The 13,595-nt window shown below is 72.0% G+C and carries 11 protein-coding genes; 9 read left to right on the forward strand and 2 right to left on the reverse strand.

Annotated elements, in window-relative coordinates; all coding sequences use genetic code 11:
• Positions 1 to 18 precede the first annotated feature (18 nt).
• Together GFD30_RS06720 and GFD30_RS27805 are read right to left on the reverse strand one after the other, a co-directional pair.
• Positions 19 to 702 (reverse strand): aggregation-promoting factor C-terminal-like domain-containing protein, encoded by a 684-nt coding sequence (locus tag GFD30_RS06720; protein WP_153024413.1) that lies wholly within the window; start codon positions 700 to 702, stop codon positions 19 to 21.
• Positions 703 to 771: 69 nt separating this feature from the next.
• Complete coding sequence (locus tag GFD30_RS27805) at positions 772 to 2,076, reverse strand: PhoH family protein (RefSeq protein ID WP_407648985.1); 1,305 nt, start codon at positions 2,074 to 2,076, stop codon at positions 772 to 774.
• 216 nt (positions 2,077 to 2,292) lie between these two features.
• On the opposite strand from GFD30_RS27805, the gene GFD30_RS06730 reads away from it, so the two are divergent.
• The 9 genes from GFD30_RS06730 to GFD30_RS06770 all read left to right on the forward strand — a co-directional run bounded on the left by GFD30_RS06730 (position 2,293) and on the right by GFD30_RS06770 (position 13,250).
• Positions 2,293 to 2,559, forward strand: a complete 267-nt coding sequence (locus GFD30_RS06730) for a hypothetical protein (RefSeq protein ID WP_227995897.1) — start codon at positions 2,293 to 2,295, stop codon at positions 2,557 to 2,559.
• Positions 2,560 to 2,572: 13 nt separating this feature from the next.
• Positions 2,573 to 3,370, forward strand: coding sequence for a hypothetical protein (locus GFD30_RS06735; RefSeq protein WP_153024414.1), 798 nt, complete (start codon positions 2,573 to 2,575; stop codon positions 3,368 to 3,370).
• Positions 3,371 to 3,372: 2 nt separating this feature from the next.
• The gene (locus GFD30_RS06740; RefSeq protein ID WP_227995898.1) at positions 3,373 to 6,681 is read left to right on the forward strand and encodes an FtsK/SpoIIIE domain-containing protein; all 3,309 of its coding nucleotides are present in this window, start codon (positions 3,373 to 3,375) and stop codon (positions 6,679 to 6,681) included.
• Entirely contained in the window at positions 6,678 to 7,352 is a 675-nt protein-coding gene (locus tag GFD30_RS06745) for a hypothetical protein (protein ID WP_153024415.1), read from the forward strand. Before GFD30_RS06740 ends, GFD30_RS06745 begins: the two co-directional genes overlap by 4 nt.
• Before the next feature lie 60 nt (positions 7,353 to 7,412).
• Entirely contained in the window at positions 7,413 to 7,967 is a 555-nt protein-coding gene (locus tag GFD30_RS06750; RefSeq protein ID WP_153024416.1) for a hypothetical protein, read from the forward strand.
• 702 nt (positions 7,968 to 8,669) lie between these two features.
• A complete protein-coding gene (locus tag GFD30_RS06755; RefSeq protein ID WP_322633017.1) occupies positions 8,670 to 10,562 on the forward strand; it encodes a phosphoenolpyruvate carboxykinase (GTP) in 1,893 nt (630 codons plus the stop codon).
• Between the two features lie 63 nt (positions 10,563 to 10,625).
• Positions 10,626 to 11,393 (forward strand): isoprenyl transferase, encoded by a 768-nt coding sequence (locus GFD30_RS06760; protein ID WP_322633018.1) that lies wholly within the window; start codon positions 10,626 to 10,628, stop codon positions 11,391 to 11,393.
• A 106-nt stretch (positions 11,394 to 11,499) separates the two neighbouring features.
• A complete protein-coding gene (locus GFD30_RS06765; RefSeq protein WP_227995899.1) occupies positions 11,500 to 12,045 on the forward strand; it encodes an RNA polymerase sigma factor in 546 nt (181 codons plus the stop codon).
• Complete coding sequence (locus tag GFD30_RS06770) at positions 12,042 to 13,250, forward strand: hypothetical protein (RefSeq protein WP_153024418.1); 1,209 nt, start codon at positions 12,042 to 12,044, stop codon at positions 13,248 to 13,250. The genes GFD30_RS06765 and GFD30_RS06770 overlap by 4 nt, the downstream gene beginning before the upstream one ends.
• Positions 13,251 to 13,595 lie beyond the last annotated feature (345 nt).

Genomic DNA, 13,595 nt, shown 5'->3' on the forward strand with positions numbered 1-13,595 from the left:
CCGCCCCGTGTTCGATCGCTAGTACCAGCCGACGTCTTCGGAGTGGGCCCACGCCTCGCACGGGGTGCCGTAGCGGCCCTCGATGTAGCCGAGGCCCCACTTGATCTGGGTGACGGGGTTGGTCTCCCAGTCCGAGCCCGCGCTGGCCATCTTGTCGCCGGGGAGGGCCTGAGGGATGCCGTACGCGCCGATGCCGTTGGCGGCGTACTCGTTCCAACCGGACTCGCGGTCCCACAGGGCCACGAGGCAGCCGACCTGCTCGAGGTCGTGGCCGTTCTCCAGCGCCATGGCGCAGCCGGTGGCCTTGTTCCCGGAGTACTCCTCGCAGCTCGCGGGGATGTCGACCGAGGTGGGGTTGGCGTTCGCCTCGGCTTCGGCCTCGGCCTCCGCGGCGGCCTGGTCGGCGTCCTCCTGGGCGCTGTTCAGGCTCGCGGCCCGGTCGGCCGCGAAGTCGGCGAGCGCGTCGACCTTGGTCGCGACGTCGGCGCCGGCCGTCTCCTCGATGTAGTTGACGTGCAGGTAGCGGACTTCCTCGTACGCCTCTTCGGCTTCGGCCTGCTGTTCGGCCGCGGCCTGGCTGGGGTGCTGGGCGTCCTGCTCCGATGGGTCGTCGGTCACGGCGTTGACGGCTATGACGGCCCCGAGTGCCAGAACGAGCACGGCGGCCAGACGGGCGCCGTAGCGGGTCAGCAGTGGGATCATTCGCTCTACTCCTGTGTCCCGGGCGTCTGTCCACAGACGCCCGGGACACAGCATGCCAGAGCAGGCCGGTCAGCCTTCGAGCAGGTTGGTGACCATTTCCGCGATCTCCGAACGCTCACTGCGCGTAAGCGTCACGTGCGCGAAGAGTGGGTGGCCCTTCAGCACGTCGATGACGCTGGCGACCCCGTCGAAGCGGCCCACCCGCAGGTTGTCGCGCTGGGCGACGTCGTGGGTGAGCACCACTTTGGAGCCCTGGCCGATGCGGGAGAGCACCGTCAGCAGCACGCCGCGCTCGAGCGACTGCGCTTCGTCGACGATGACGAACGCGTCGTGGAGGCTGCGGCCCCGGATGTGGGTCAGCGGCAGGACCTCGAGCAGCCCGCGCTCGACGACCTCGGAGATCACGTTGTCGTTCGTGACCGCGCCGAGCGTGTCGAACACCGCCTGCGCCCAGGGGCTCATCTTCTCGCCCTCGGACCCGGGCAGGTAGCCGAGCTGCTGGCCGCCGACCGCATACAGCGGGCGGAACACGATGACCTTCTTGAAGAGCTCGCGCTCCAGCGACTGCTCCAGGCCCGCGCACAGCGCCATCGCGGACTTGCCGGTGCCGGCCTTGCCGCCGAGGGAGACGATCCCGATCTCGGGGTCGAGCAGCAGGTCGATGGCGACGCGCTGCTCTGCGGAGCGGCCGTGGATCCCGAAGGCCTCCCGGCCGCGCACGAGGCGGATCTTCTTGTCGACGGTGACGCGGCCCAGCGCCTTCGAACTCGTGCCGTTGAGCACGAGCCCGGTGTGGCAGGGCAGTTCCACGTCGTGGGGGAGGTCCACGTCGCCGCCGTCGAAGAGGGCGTCGATCACCTCGTCGGCCACCGCGAGCTCGGCCATGCCCGACCAGGTCGGGTCGACCGCCTGGCCGTGCCGGTACTCCTCGGTGGGGATGCCGACCGCGGAGGCCTTCACCCGCAGCGGCATGTCCTTGGTGACGAGTACGGCGTCGGCGCCTTCGAGTCCGAGGGCGCGCGTGACGGCGATGATCCGCGAATCGTTCGTGTCCACGGCGAAGCCGGCCGGAAGGCCGGAGGTGTCGACGTGGTTGAGTTCGACCCGGATGGAACCGCCGTGGTCCCCGATGTCGATGGGCTGGTCGAGACGGCCGTGCTTGATGCGCAGTTCGTCGAGGCGCCGGAGGCACTCCCGGGCGAACCAGCCCAGCTCGGGATGGTGGCGTTTGGCTTCCAGCTCGCTGACTACGACGAGCGGGATGACCACGTGGTGTTCGTCGAACCGTGAGAACGCTCCTGGGTCTGACAGCAGAACCGAAGTGTCGAGGACGTAAGTGCGTTGCACTGGCACGGTCGCCTCCCGGGTGTCGATGTGTGGGGGACGGCCTCGGCGAAGCCTGCGAGCCGAAGCTCCGGCCCTACCCCGTTGGTACTCACACTCTAGTTGGGAGGTACGTCACTCCGCCACCGTTAAATGCAACGAAAGCAACACTGGTTGTCACTGGACAGTCGGGAATCCGACAAACCAGACACGCCGGGTTGCGACGTGATCACTGAAAGTGGGCCACGTCTCCGCGAGAATAGGCACGTGTCCACCGTGAGCGTCGCCGAACTCAAGTCCGCCATCGCCGCCGCCCTCCAGCAGGTCCGCGACGGGCAGGCCGCCATCACGTCCGCCATCCAGAACATCGAAGCGGCCCAAGGCGGCCTGACCGCGGTCACCGCCGGCTCCGGCCACGACTCCGTCGCCACCGCCCAGGCCGCGCTCGCCCAGGCCTCCGCGGAACTCGAGCAGTCCCTGGCGGCGACCTTCGCCGCCGCCGAGCAGGCCGAGGCGTACGCCGCGACCCTCTAGAACGGAGACCCCTGTGGACGTCGCCGCCCTCGCCGGGAGCCTCAAGTCCCTCGCCGCCGACCTCCCGTTCCTCGTGCTCGACACCGCCGACGGGCATTTCGAGGCCGCCCAGGCCGAACTGAAGGAATCCTCGCGCGAGTCCAATGCCGAGATCGGCCTCCACAAGCTCGGCGCCGCCCGCGAACGCCTCGGCGCGGCCCGCACCCGCCTCGGCGAGGCCGCCGAGGCGATCGACGACTACCTCGCGGCGATCGGCGCCGGCACCACGCCCGCCCCGGCCGCGACCGCCGCCCCGGGCGCCCCCGCCGCAGCGCCGGCCCCAGTGGACCCTCGACAGTGGTGGACCGACCGCGTCAACCAGCTCTGCGACCGCGACGGCGACCCCGAACCCGAGAAGGTCCCGCCGACCCGCCTGTTCAACGAGCTGCTCAAGGCCGCCGGCGACGGCAACGCCGACGCCTACTGCAAGCGCTTGCGCGACGCGGGTCCCGAGACCGGCGTGAAACTCCCGGGCCTGGCCTGGCCGCTCGTGCGCAGCCTCGCGGCCGAGCACCTGGGCCGCAACCCGAACGCGAGCGACGTCCCCGCCCTGCGCGACAAGTGCGTCGCGAAGGTCCGCTCGCTCGTGCCCAAGGCCGAACCGGTCCACGTGGCCGAGGCGCTCGCCTCGGCCTGCACCCTCGGATGCGGCGCCGGCGACGACGCCGCCCGCACCGCCGCGATCGGCCCCGCGCTGGTCGCCGCGCTGCACCGCCTGCCGCGGCAGCGCCCGCAAGACGTGCACGACCGCAAGACCGAGCGGAGGGCCTGACCATGAGCAGCTGGCGCAGACGACTGGTGGCCGCCATGGGCGACGAACTCGGCCGCGCCCGCGGCGAGGCCCGCCTCCTCGCCGAACGCACCGCCGCCCGGGCCGAGGCCGAACACGCCCGCGCCGAACTCGTCATCGGCGACGCGGACCGCAAGCAGACCCAGCTCCGCAACATCCACAAGAAGATGATCGCCACCCTCGAGGCCCGCAAGGCCGCCGCCGTCGAACGCGCCCACGAAGCCGCCGCGCAGGCGGCGGCGGACGCCGCCCCGGCCGCGGCCGGGGCACAGTGGACCCACTGGAAACCCGAATCCGGGCTCACCCGCGGCCCCGCGCCACTCCTGCGCATCGGCCGCATCGCCGGCAGCGCCGTCCGGCGCGCCGACCTGTCCTCTTCTTCCCCTTCCCCGTGCCCACCCGCCACCGCCACCTCCGTTTCGAGCACCGCAGGCGACCGGCACGCCGGCCGGGTCGTCGACAGCGGGCCGGCTGCCGCAGGCGCGGGGAGTCTGTCCCTTTCCCCATCCCCGCCCGCCGCCACCGCCCACGTTTCGAGCAGCGCTGAAGACCTGAGCGCAGGGAGCGGGCCCGCTGCCGCCGGGGCAGGGATCTCCTTCCCATCCCCCTACCCACCCGCCGCCACCGCCTCCGTTTCGAGCAGCTCAGGGGAGTGGGGCGCCGACCGGGGCGCCGGCAGCCGGTCCGACGCCGCCGCCGGGGGTCTATCCCTTTCCCCTTCCCCGTGCCCACCCGCCACCACCACCTCCTTGAGCAGCAATGAAACAAGCGGGACCGGGGCGGAAGCGGGACGCGCCGCAGCTTCCGGTGGGTCGGGGTCGGTCGCGGGTTCCGGCTCGGCCGCTGCCGGAGCCGTTGACGTCGCCCTCGCCTCCGCCGGTCCCGTCGTGCGGGCCCGCGGTGTGGATGCCGGTGATGCTGCTCGACTCACCGATCCCGGTGGCGCGGTTGCCGTCTCCTCTCTCTCGTGCGCCGAGACCGGTGAGGCGAGTGTGACAGGGGGGTACGACAATTCCGGACTCTCGGTGACCGACACCTCACTCCCTGCTCTGATTCCGTTGCTCGACCGGTCGCATCTGCGGATCGATTCCTCTGCGGCCCATGCGCTTCCGGGGATCCTGCTGCGCGCGGTCGGGTCCGCGCCCGCCGGGCTCGTGCGGCTCCATGTGTACGACCCCGAGCACCTCGGCGGGTCGCTGTCGGCGTTCGCCGCGCTCGGCAAAGCCGGGCTGCTCTCGTTCGTCGGCCCCTCGGGCCTGCGGGAAGAGCTCGACTCGCTGGTGGAGACCGTCCGGCGCGTCAACGCCGACGTGCTCGCCGGCGAGCACGCCTCACTCGCCGCGCTCGCCGCCGCGACCGGTCGCCGGCCCGAGCCGTGGCGCGTGCTGGTGCTCCTCAACGCCGACCTCGCCTCCTGGCCCGCCCACGACCAGGCCCAGCTCGCTCGGCTGCGCCGCACCGGCGTCGCCGCCGGGGTGCACCTCGTCATCGTCGGCGACGACGACGCCGGGCCCGCCGACCTGCCGCGCCTGACCGCGACCTTCGCGACCGCGCTCCCCGGCGCCCCGATCGAACTCGACCCGCCCCCGCCCGCGACCGCGATCACCAACGCCGCCAAGCTCATCGCCGAGAAGCACCGCGCCGGCAGGGAACCCGCCCGCCTGGTCGACCTCCTCCCGCAGCGGCTGTGGACCGCCTCCTCCGCCGCCGGACTCCAGGCCCCCATCGGCGAGACCGCCGCCGGCGACGTGGCGAAGATCAGCCTCGGCGACAACCCGCCCCACGCCCTCGTCGGCGGCCCCTCCGGCTCCGGCAAGACCAACCTCCTCTACGCCTGGATCGCCGGACTCGCCTCCAACTACAGCCCCGACGAACTCGCGCTGTACCTTCTCGACTTCAAAGAGGGCGTCTCCTTCGCGCGCTTCGCCTCCGGCCGCCGCGACCCCACCTGGCTCCCGCACGTGCGCCTCGTCGGCGTCAACATCAACGACGACCGCGAATTCGGCCTCGCCCTCCTGCGCCACCTCAAAGACGAGCTGCGCCGCCGCGCCGAGGCCGCCAAAGCCCACGAGGCCACCAAGCTCGAAGAGCTCCGCGCCGCCGACCCCGACGGCCACTGGCCCCGCATAGTAGCCATAGTGGACGAATTCCAGGTGCTCCTCGAAGCCCGCGACTCCGTCACCGACGAAGCCGTGCAGCTCCTCGAAGACCTCGCCCGCCGCGGCCGCAGCCAAGGCATCCACCTCGTCCTCGCCTCCCAGGACGTCGCCGGCATCGAGGCCCTGTGGGGCCGGCCCAGCCTCGTCGCCCAGTTCACCCTCCGCATCGCCCTCCCCAAGGCCCGCAGGGTCCTCGCCGAGACCAACCACGCCGCCGACACCGTCCCGCGCTTCCACGCCGTCGTCAACGACGAGTCCGGCCACACCGGCGCCGACCGGATCGTCGCCGTCCCCAACGCCGGCCACGCCGACGCCTGGGAACCCCTCCAGCAGCGCCTCTGGGAGGCCCGCCCGGCCGGCAACGAGCCGCCCGCGCTCTTCGACGGCGACATCGTCCCCGAACTCCACGTCGACGCGCCCGCCGGCGAGACCGCGCTCCTCGGCCAGACCATCGACGTCGCCTCGCGCGGCGCCGAACTCGCCCTCCACCGCGCCCCCGGACGCAACCTCGCCGTCCTCGGCACCCGCACCGGCGAAGCCGCCGACATCCTCGCCGCCGCAGCCCTCACCGCGGCCCGCGGCCGCCGCATCTGCGTCGACATCTGCTGCCTCGAACCCGACGCCGCCGCCTCCGCGCTCGCCCTCGCCGCCGCCCTCGAGACCGAAGGCGCCGACGTCGACTGGCACGACGACCTCGACTCCGCCTGCAAGGACTGGGAGACCCGCTGCGACGGGACGCTCCGCCTCAACCTCGTCTACGCCGTCGACGCAGGCTCGGCCCGGCTCGACGCCGCCGGCACGGCCCGCCTGCGCCGCATGCTCATCGACGGCCCCGAACGGCACCTCCACACGCTCGGCTGGTGGCGCTCGGTCCCGCGCCTCCGCGACGACCTCGGCGGCTTCTCGGCCCGGTTCGACGCCGTCGACGCCTGGCTCGCCCTCGACGTCCAGGGCCCCGAGCTCGCGCCGCTCTCGCCCGGCAGCGGCGGCCCCGCCTGGTACCCGCGCGTGCGCCGCGGCCTCTACTTCGACCGGGCCCGGCACCGCGCCCCGCAGGTCGTCATCCCCTACCGGACCACCGCGCTGCTGCCGAACCCGTCGGCCGTACTCGACCTGCCCGGAGGAACGCCATGACCGACAGCGCCGCCACCACCGCCTACGCCGACGCCGTCGCCGCGTACCTGAAGGACCGCGCCGACGCCGACGCCGAGATCCGCGCCGCGAACACCGCGTACCGCGACGAGTCCGACCGGGTCGCCGCCGCCGTCGAAGCCGCCCGCACCGCCCGCGACGAGGCCGAGCGCGCCCGCATCGAAGCCGCCGCGCTCGTCGCCGAGACCGACAAGACCGTCGCGATCCTCTGGCGCTCCCTCGGCGACTTCGTCGGCCACCGCCGCACCGGCCCGACCCCGCCGGCCGGCGAGCCCGACCCCGAGCCGGACGCCGACCGCGTCCGGATGCGCCTGGAGCGCTCCGGGCGCCTCCTCTCCCTCGCCCGGCAGGGTGAACTCCCGATCGAGGCGCCCCGCCACACCGAGGCCACCGCCGCGGCCATCGGCGCCTCGACCGGCGCGCTCGCCGTCGCCGTCGCACTCGGCGTCCTCCGCGCGGACGACGGCGCGCTCCGGGAGGCGCTTGCCGCACTCACCCTGTTCCTGGGCATCGCCACCGGTCCGATCGCCCTCGGCGTCTGGCTGTCGTGGCAGTACCGCGTGCGCCCGCGCCCCGGGCAGACCCTCGCGTGCGTGGGCGCGGCGGTGGCCGCGGTGTGCGCGCTGGCGGGCCTCTTCTTGCGGGGCCTGTGACGAGCGCTTGACTCGATGGGGTACACCTGGAGCGTTCCTGAAACGTGAGGAGACCCGTCAATGGCCGCCATCGACGACACCGGCTCGTGGCAATACGGCCCGCTGCCGTCCACTGACGACGCTCCGGCCTGGATCTACGGGATCGTCCCGGACGGCTGGATAGCCGGGATGCCGGAGGTCACCGTCGACCGCGACGAGATGATCATCATCTGCCCGCTGCCGACCCCGGACCACCCGGCGGACGCGACCGAGTCCGACCGCGCCGCCACCGAGGAGGGCCGGATCTCCCGGTTCCGGGAGGCCACCCGCGACATGCGGGTGCAGATCGCGCAGCAGCTCCAGTACCGCTACCACCGGCAGGCGTCGTGGGGGGCGCGCTGCGGGTCGACCACCATGGTCTTCACCCACCAGTCGATGCCGGTGACGACCCGGCTGCGCCAGCCCGAGCGGCTGGTCCTCGACACGCTCGTCGGCTCCGGCGTGGCCGCGTCCCGCCAGGACGCGCTCGCCTGGTGCGTGCGCCTGGTCGAGCAGCACGCCGAGGACTGGCTCAAGGAGCTGCGCGAGGCGATGCTCAGCGTCGACGAGCTGCGCCGCCGCGGCCCCGCCGTCTGACCGAGATGCCGAAGGGGCGGAGACGCGTGCGTCTCCGCCCCTTTCCTCATGCTCGTTTCACGCTTCCGGGTGACAGGTCGGCGGCCGGGGCCGGGATGGTCGGACCCTCGGGCCACGCTGGTGGGGCGGGCCCGGATCGCGGCGCCGATCTGCTCTCGGTGCTCGCACCCGCTATGTGATCGCGAGATAGACCAGGACGATCGCCAGCACGAGCGCGAGCGCGACCGCGAAGGCGATGACTCCGGTCCTGGTGCGGTCCGGCTGCGGTTCCGGTTCTCGGTGCGCCATCGGCGTCTCCAACGGTTCGTCTCACTGTGATGCTGCTGTGCATCTTCGCCCAAGACGCCCTGCTGTGGGCTGATTCACGCCAAAAGAGTCCACAGCGTGTCCGTAACCGGTTTGCGATCGCGATCTAACGCGCTCGTTCCATGATCGAAACCGATCGCATTAGTTGAGAGCAATAGTCAAATTCCTGCTCAGATGATCGGTGCTGCTCGGTAAAGCAGAAAGTGCAAGTAGTTGTGATCGTTTCGAGCTTGAATGCGCACGCGGACGAGGGTCGCATACGGAACACCTGTTCAAGGACCGCTCAATCACGCACGAGTCCCTGCGCGTTCGCTCCGGTTCCCGTAGCGTCCGAAGGACCGGGCATCGCGCCGGCCGCGCCCGCGCCGTGCCCAGAAGCCGACCGAAGGAGCCACCGTGAGCATCGAAGTCGCCACCGGCGATCGCGCCGCCGCACATGCAGCCGAGACCGCCGCCGACAGCGCCGTCGACACCGCCGACCCCGCCGTCGGACTCACCCATCCGCCCACCCGCCACCACCGGCTGCTCGCCTGGGTCGGCGAGGTCGCCGAGCTGACCGACCCCGACCAGATCGTCTGGTGCGACGGCAGCAGGGCCGAATGGGAGCGGCTCACCGCCGAGCTCGTCGCCTTCGGGACCCTCGTCCCGGTCCCGGCCAAGCCGGACTCGTTCCTCGCCCGCACCGACCCCACCGACGTCGCCCGGGTCGAAGAGCGCACCTTCATCTGCTCGGAGGACCCCGAGGACGCCGGCCCCACCAACAACTGGACCGCGCCCGACTACATGCGCGAGACCATGACCGGCCTGTACCGCGGCTCCATGCGCGGACGCACCATGTACGTCGTCCCCTTCTGCATGGGCTCCCTCGACGCCGACGAGCCGATGTTCGGCGTCGAGCTCACCGACTCCGCCTACGTCGCCGCGTCGATGCACATCATGACCCGCATGGGCACCGAAGTCCTCGCGAAGATGGGCAGCAGCGCCGACTTCGTCAAGTGCCTCCACTCCGTCGGCGCGCCGCTCGAACCCGGCCAGTCCGACGTCCCGTGGCCCTGCAACGAGACGAAGTACATCTCCCACTTCCCCGGCGACCGCGAGATCTGGTCCTTCGGGTCCGGCTACGGCGGCAACTCCCTGCTCGGCAAGAAGTGCTACGCCCTGCGCATCGCCTCCGCAATCGGCCGCGACGAGGGCTGGATGGCCGAGCACATGCTCATCCTGCGCCTCACCAGCCCCGAAGGCCGCGTCTACCACGTGACCGGCGCGTTCCCCTCCGCGTGCGGCAAGACCAACCTCGCCATGCTCGAACCCACCATCCCCGGATGGAAGGTCGAGACCCTCGGCGACGACATCGCCTGGCTCCGCTTCGGCGAGGACGGGCGCCTGTGGGCCTCCAACCCCGAGTACGGCTTCTTCGGCGTCGCACCCGGCACGGACTACCACACCAACCCGAACGCCATGCGCACCATCGCGAAAGGCCACACGCTCTTCACCAACGTCGCCCTCACCGACGACGGCGACGTCTGGTGGGAGGGCATGGGCGAGGCGCCCGCCCACCTGATCGACTGGAAGGGCCGCGACTGGACCCCGGACTCCGAGGAGCCCTCCAGCCACCCGAACAGCCGCTTCTGCACACCGATCAAGCAGTGCCCGGTCCTCGCCGAGCAGTACGACGACCCGCGCGGGGTCCCGATCGACGCCATCCTCTTCGGCGGCCGCCGCGCCACCACGATCCCGCTCGTCACCCAGGCCCGCGACTGGGTCCACGGCGTCTACATGGGCGCCACCCTCTCGTCCGAGACCACCGCCGCCGCCACCGGCGAAGTCGGCGTCGTCCGCCGCGACCCGATGGCGATGCTGCCGTTCATCGGCTACAACGCCGCCGACTACTTCGGCCACTGGATCGCCATGGGCAAGGCCGCCACCGACGAGGCCCTCATGCCGCAGGTGTTCTACGTCAACTGGTTCCGCCGCTCCGAGGACGGCCGCTTCCTGTGGCCCGGATTCGGCGAGAACTCCCGCGTCCTCAAATGGGTCGTCGAGCGCCTCGAAGGCCGCGCCGAAGCCGTCGAGACCCCCATCGGGTACTGCCCGACCCCCGCGGCCCTCGACGTCGACGGCCTCGACCTGACCGAAGCCGACCTCGAAGCCGTCCTCAAGGTCGACCCCGCCGAATGGGCCGAGGAGGTCCCGCTCGTCGAAAGCTGGTTCGCGCGCTTCGGCGACCGCCTCCCCACCGTCCTGTGGGCCGAGCTCGACGCCCTCAAGCAGCGCCTCGGAACGCAGTAGCCGAGGGCCGCCCGAAGCGGCCAGGGCCGGAGCCCCCAGGGCTCCGGCCTACAATTGCCGGTTGTGGCGATCTCGAACCTGCTTTACCGGATATACGAGCGTCGGCTCGCACGCGAGCTGACCGGACAGCCGCTGCCCAGGCACATCGGCGTCATGGTCGACGGCAACCGGCGCTGGGCCCGCGACATGGGCCTGACCGACCCCAACGACGGCCACCGCGCCGGCGCCAAGCACATCGAGCGCTTCCTCGGCTGGTGCGACGAACTCGGCGTCGAGCACGTGACCATCTGGCTCCTCTCCACCGAGAACCTCTCCCGGCCCAAGAACGAGCTCGACCCCCTCCTCGACATCATCGACGAGCTCGCCGGCGAACTCGCCGACGACGACCAGCCCTGGCAGCTGCGCATGGTCGGCGCCCTCGACCTCCTCCCCGAAGAGCACCAGAACGCCCTCAAGCACGCCCAGCAGCGCACCGCCGAGAAACGCGGCATGCAGGTCAACCTCGCCGTCTGCTACGGCGGCCAGCGCGAGATCGCCGACGCCGTGCGCTCCTTCATGCTCGAGCAGGCCGCCGCCGGCGCGACCCTCGAGCAGGCCGCCGAAGCCGTCGACGCCGACTCCATCGCCCGCCACCTCTACATGACCGGCCAGCCCGACCCCGACCTCGTCATCCGCACCTCCGGCGAGCAGCGCATCTCCGGGTTCCTGCTGTGGCAGTCCGCGTACTCCGAGTTCTACTTCTGCGACTCCAACTGGCCCGACTTCCGCCGCGTCGACTTCCTCCGCGCCGTCCGCTCCTTCGCCACCCGCGACCGCCGCTACGGCAAATGACCGCCCGCTGAAGAAAACCCCGATCCGGGTGGGACGCCCCCGGGCCCTCGTTCGTGTGGAGGGTGCGATCACTACGACGCACCGAGCCCCGACCACGAGGAACCGCATGGACACCGCAGTCGCCGCCGAGGCCGCCGCCATGGAGCGGACCAGGGCCGCGCCCGACCGCCGCGCCGAATTCGACGCGTTCTACGCCGCCAACATCGGCCGGATCACCGCGCAGATCCGGGCATACGTCGGCGACCACGCCGAAGCCGAAGACCTCGTCGCCGAGGCGTTCACGCGGGCCCTCACCCGCTGGAGGACCCTGAGCACGTACGACAACCCGGCGGTCTGGGTCCGCCGCGTCGCCTGGAACCTGGCCACCTCGAGGCACCGGAGCGGCGCCTTCCTGCGGCGGTTCCTGCGCCGCCAGCGCATCACCGACGTCGAAGGGCCCGGGCCCGACCGCGTCGACCTCGAACGCGCGCTCGCGGAACTCAACGAGCGCCACCGCAGGGCGATCATCCTCCACTACATCGCCGGCATGACCGGCGCGGAGATCGCCGACCAGGAGGGCGTCGCCGAGTCGACCGTCCGCACCTGGCTCGCCAGAGGCAGGGCCGCGCTCGCCGACCGCCTGCGCATCGACGACTTGAAGGAGCAGCAGTGAGCGACCGCGACCCGATGGCATCGATCTTCGTCGAGTACACCGACGACACCACCGCCGAAGTCAAGGAGCGCAGCACCGACCCCTTGTGGCGCAAGGCGAGACGCCGCCGCATCGGCCGCACCGCCGCCGCCGCTGCCGCCGCGCTGGCCCTCGTCGCCCCCGCTTCCTGGCTGCTGGCGGGCGCCGCCGGCTCCGACGGGCAGGTGGAGGAGTCGGCGCAGGAGCAGTCGTTCGAGATCGTCGAGGGCGGGCCGGACGACGGGGGCGTCACCCTGGTGTTCGGGCAGGTCGAGCTCGTGGGCGCGACGATCGACCTGCCGTCCTTCGCGCCGGGGAACGCCGGAGTGGACCGGGTCTGCACGGTCGACGGCGCGGTCGTCGCCGACGGCCGGCTCGAGGCGCCCGAAGCGACCGGCACGGTCTTCCTCAAGCAGTTCGTGCAGCTGCCCGTGATCGACGAGGACGACGAGACCCAGGCGCTGTTCTCGCCCCAGGTGGCGCTCTTCGGATGCGACACCGGCGATGAGACGCTCTTCCAGGCCGTGGTCGTCGAGCAGGTCGACGGCGAGTGGACCGCGACCCAGGAGGCCGTCCGCTCCGAGCCCGGCGGCGAGTCGCCGCAGTACCTCTCGAGCGACGCCGACGGGGACCTGCTCGTCGTGTTCGCCGAGCGGTTCGACCCCGGCGCGGACGACGTCGCCCACTGGGTCGAGCGCGTCGTGCTCGACTCCGACGAGGCCCCCGTGCGGGAGCCGGTCGGCGACCTCGAAGCGGACGGCTACGCCGACCTGGCGGTCGACGCGGCGGTGACCGAGACCGACGAGGCCGACGTCTGGACCATCGCCGTGACCGTGCGCAACACGGGGCCCTGGGTCGTGTCCGACCAGATCGTGGCCGCCGGCCGCAACGAAGGCGTGGAGGTCCTCAGCGGCGCCCCCGTCGTCGTCCCCGCAGGCGAGGACTTGAGCGCCGTCGAGGAGATCGACGGGCTCGCGGTCGGGCAGAGCCGCACCCTGGAGTGGACCGTGGCCGTCGACGCGGACGCCCTGCCGGAGTCCGAGCTGTCGCCGCTGTTCGTCGTCCAAGTCCAGTCGGCCGCTCCGTGGCAGGAGGCGCCAGAGCTCGTGCGCGAACTCGACTGGTACAGCAGCGGTGTCATGATCCAGTGGGACGGCGAAAGCGAGACGGTCGAGTACATCGGGTGACGCGGCCTACGGCGCCCCCGCGAGAGCGGCTCGCGGGGGCGCCGCCGTTCCCGCGAGCCCGGCGGCGCGGACGACGCAGGGCCGACCGCATCGCAGCCGCGCCGGTGTTCGCGCAGCCGATGCGGCTCCGAAGCCTCTCGCCCGCAGCCGGCAGCCGGGAGCCGGGAGCCTCGCGACCGATGCGGCCCAGAAGCGTCCGGCGAGCAGCGGGGGCCCGCAACCGATGCGGCCGCGAAGCCTCCGGCCGACACCGGGGAGCCCCTGCGGCGCCCGCTCCGGCAGATCGTCTGAAAAACTGCTCATGCCGCTGCGTCACGACACCTCCTTCATTCGTGTGGAGGGCGC

It is taken from the genome of Glycomyces albidus, assembly GCF_009451885.1.
Classification (GTDB): domain Bacteria; phylum Actinomycetota; class Actinomycetes; order Mycobacteriales; family Micromonosporaceae; genus Glycomyces; species Glycomyces albidus.

Excerpts from the sequence above, each read along its gene's own strand:
- GFD30_RS06720 (WP_153024413.1), bottom strand. The coding sequence starts at position 702 with ATGATCCCACTGCTGACCCGCTACGGCGCCCGTCTGGCCGCCGTGCTC.
- GFD30_RS06740 (WP_227995898.1), top strand. The coding sequence starts at position 3,373 with ATGAGCAGCTGGCGCAGACGACTGGTGGCCGCCATGGGCGACGAACTC.
- GFD30_RS06745 (WP_153024415.1), top strand. The coding sequence starts at position 6,678 with ATGACCGACAGCGCCGCCACCACCGCCTACGCCGACGCCGTCGCCGCG.
- GFD30_RS06750 (WP_153024416.1), top strand. The coding sequence starts at position 7,413 with ATGGCCGCCATCGACGACACCGGCTCGTGGCAATACGGCCCGCTGCCG.
- GFD30_RS06765 (WP_227995899.1), top strand. The coding sequence starts at position 11,500 with ATGGACACCGCAGTCGCCGCCGAGGCCGCCGCCATGGAGCGGACCAGG.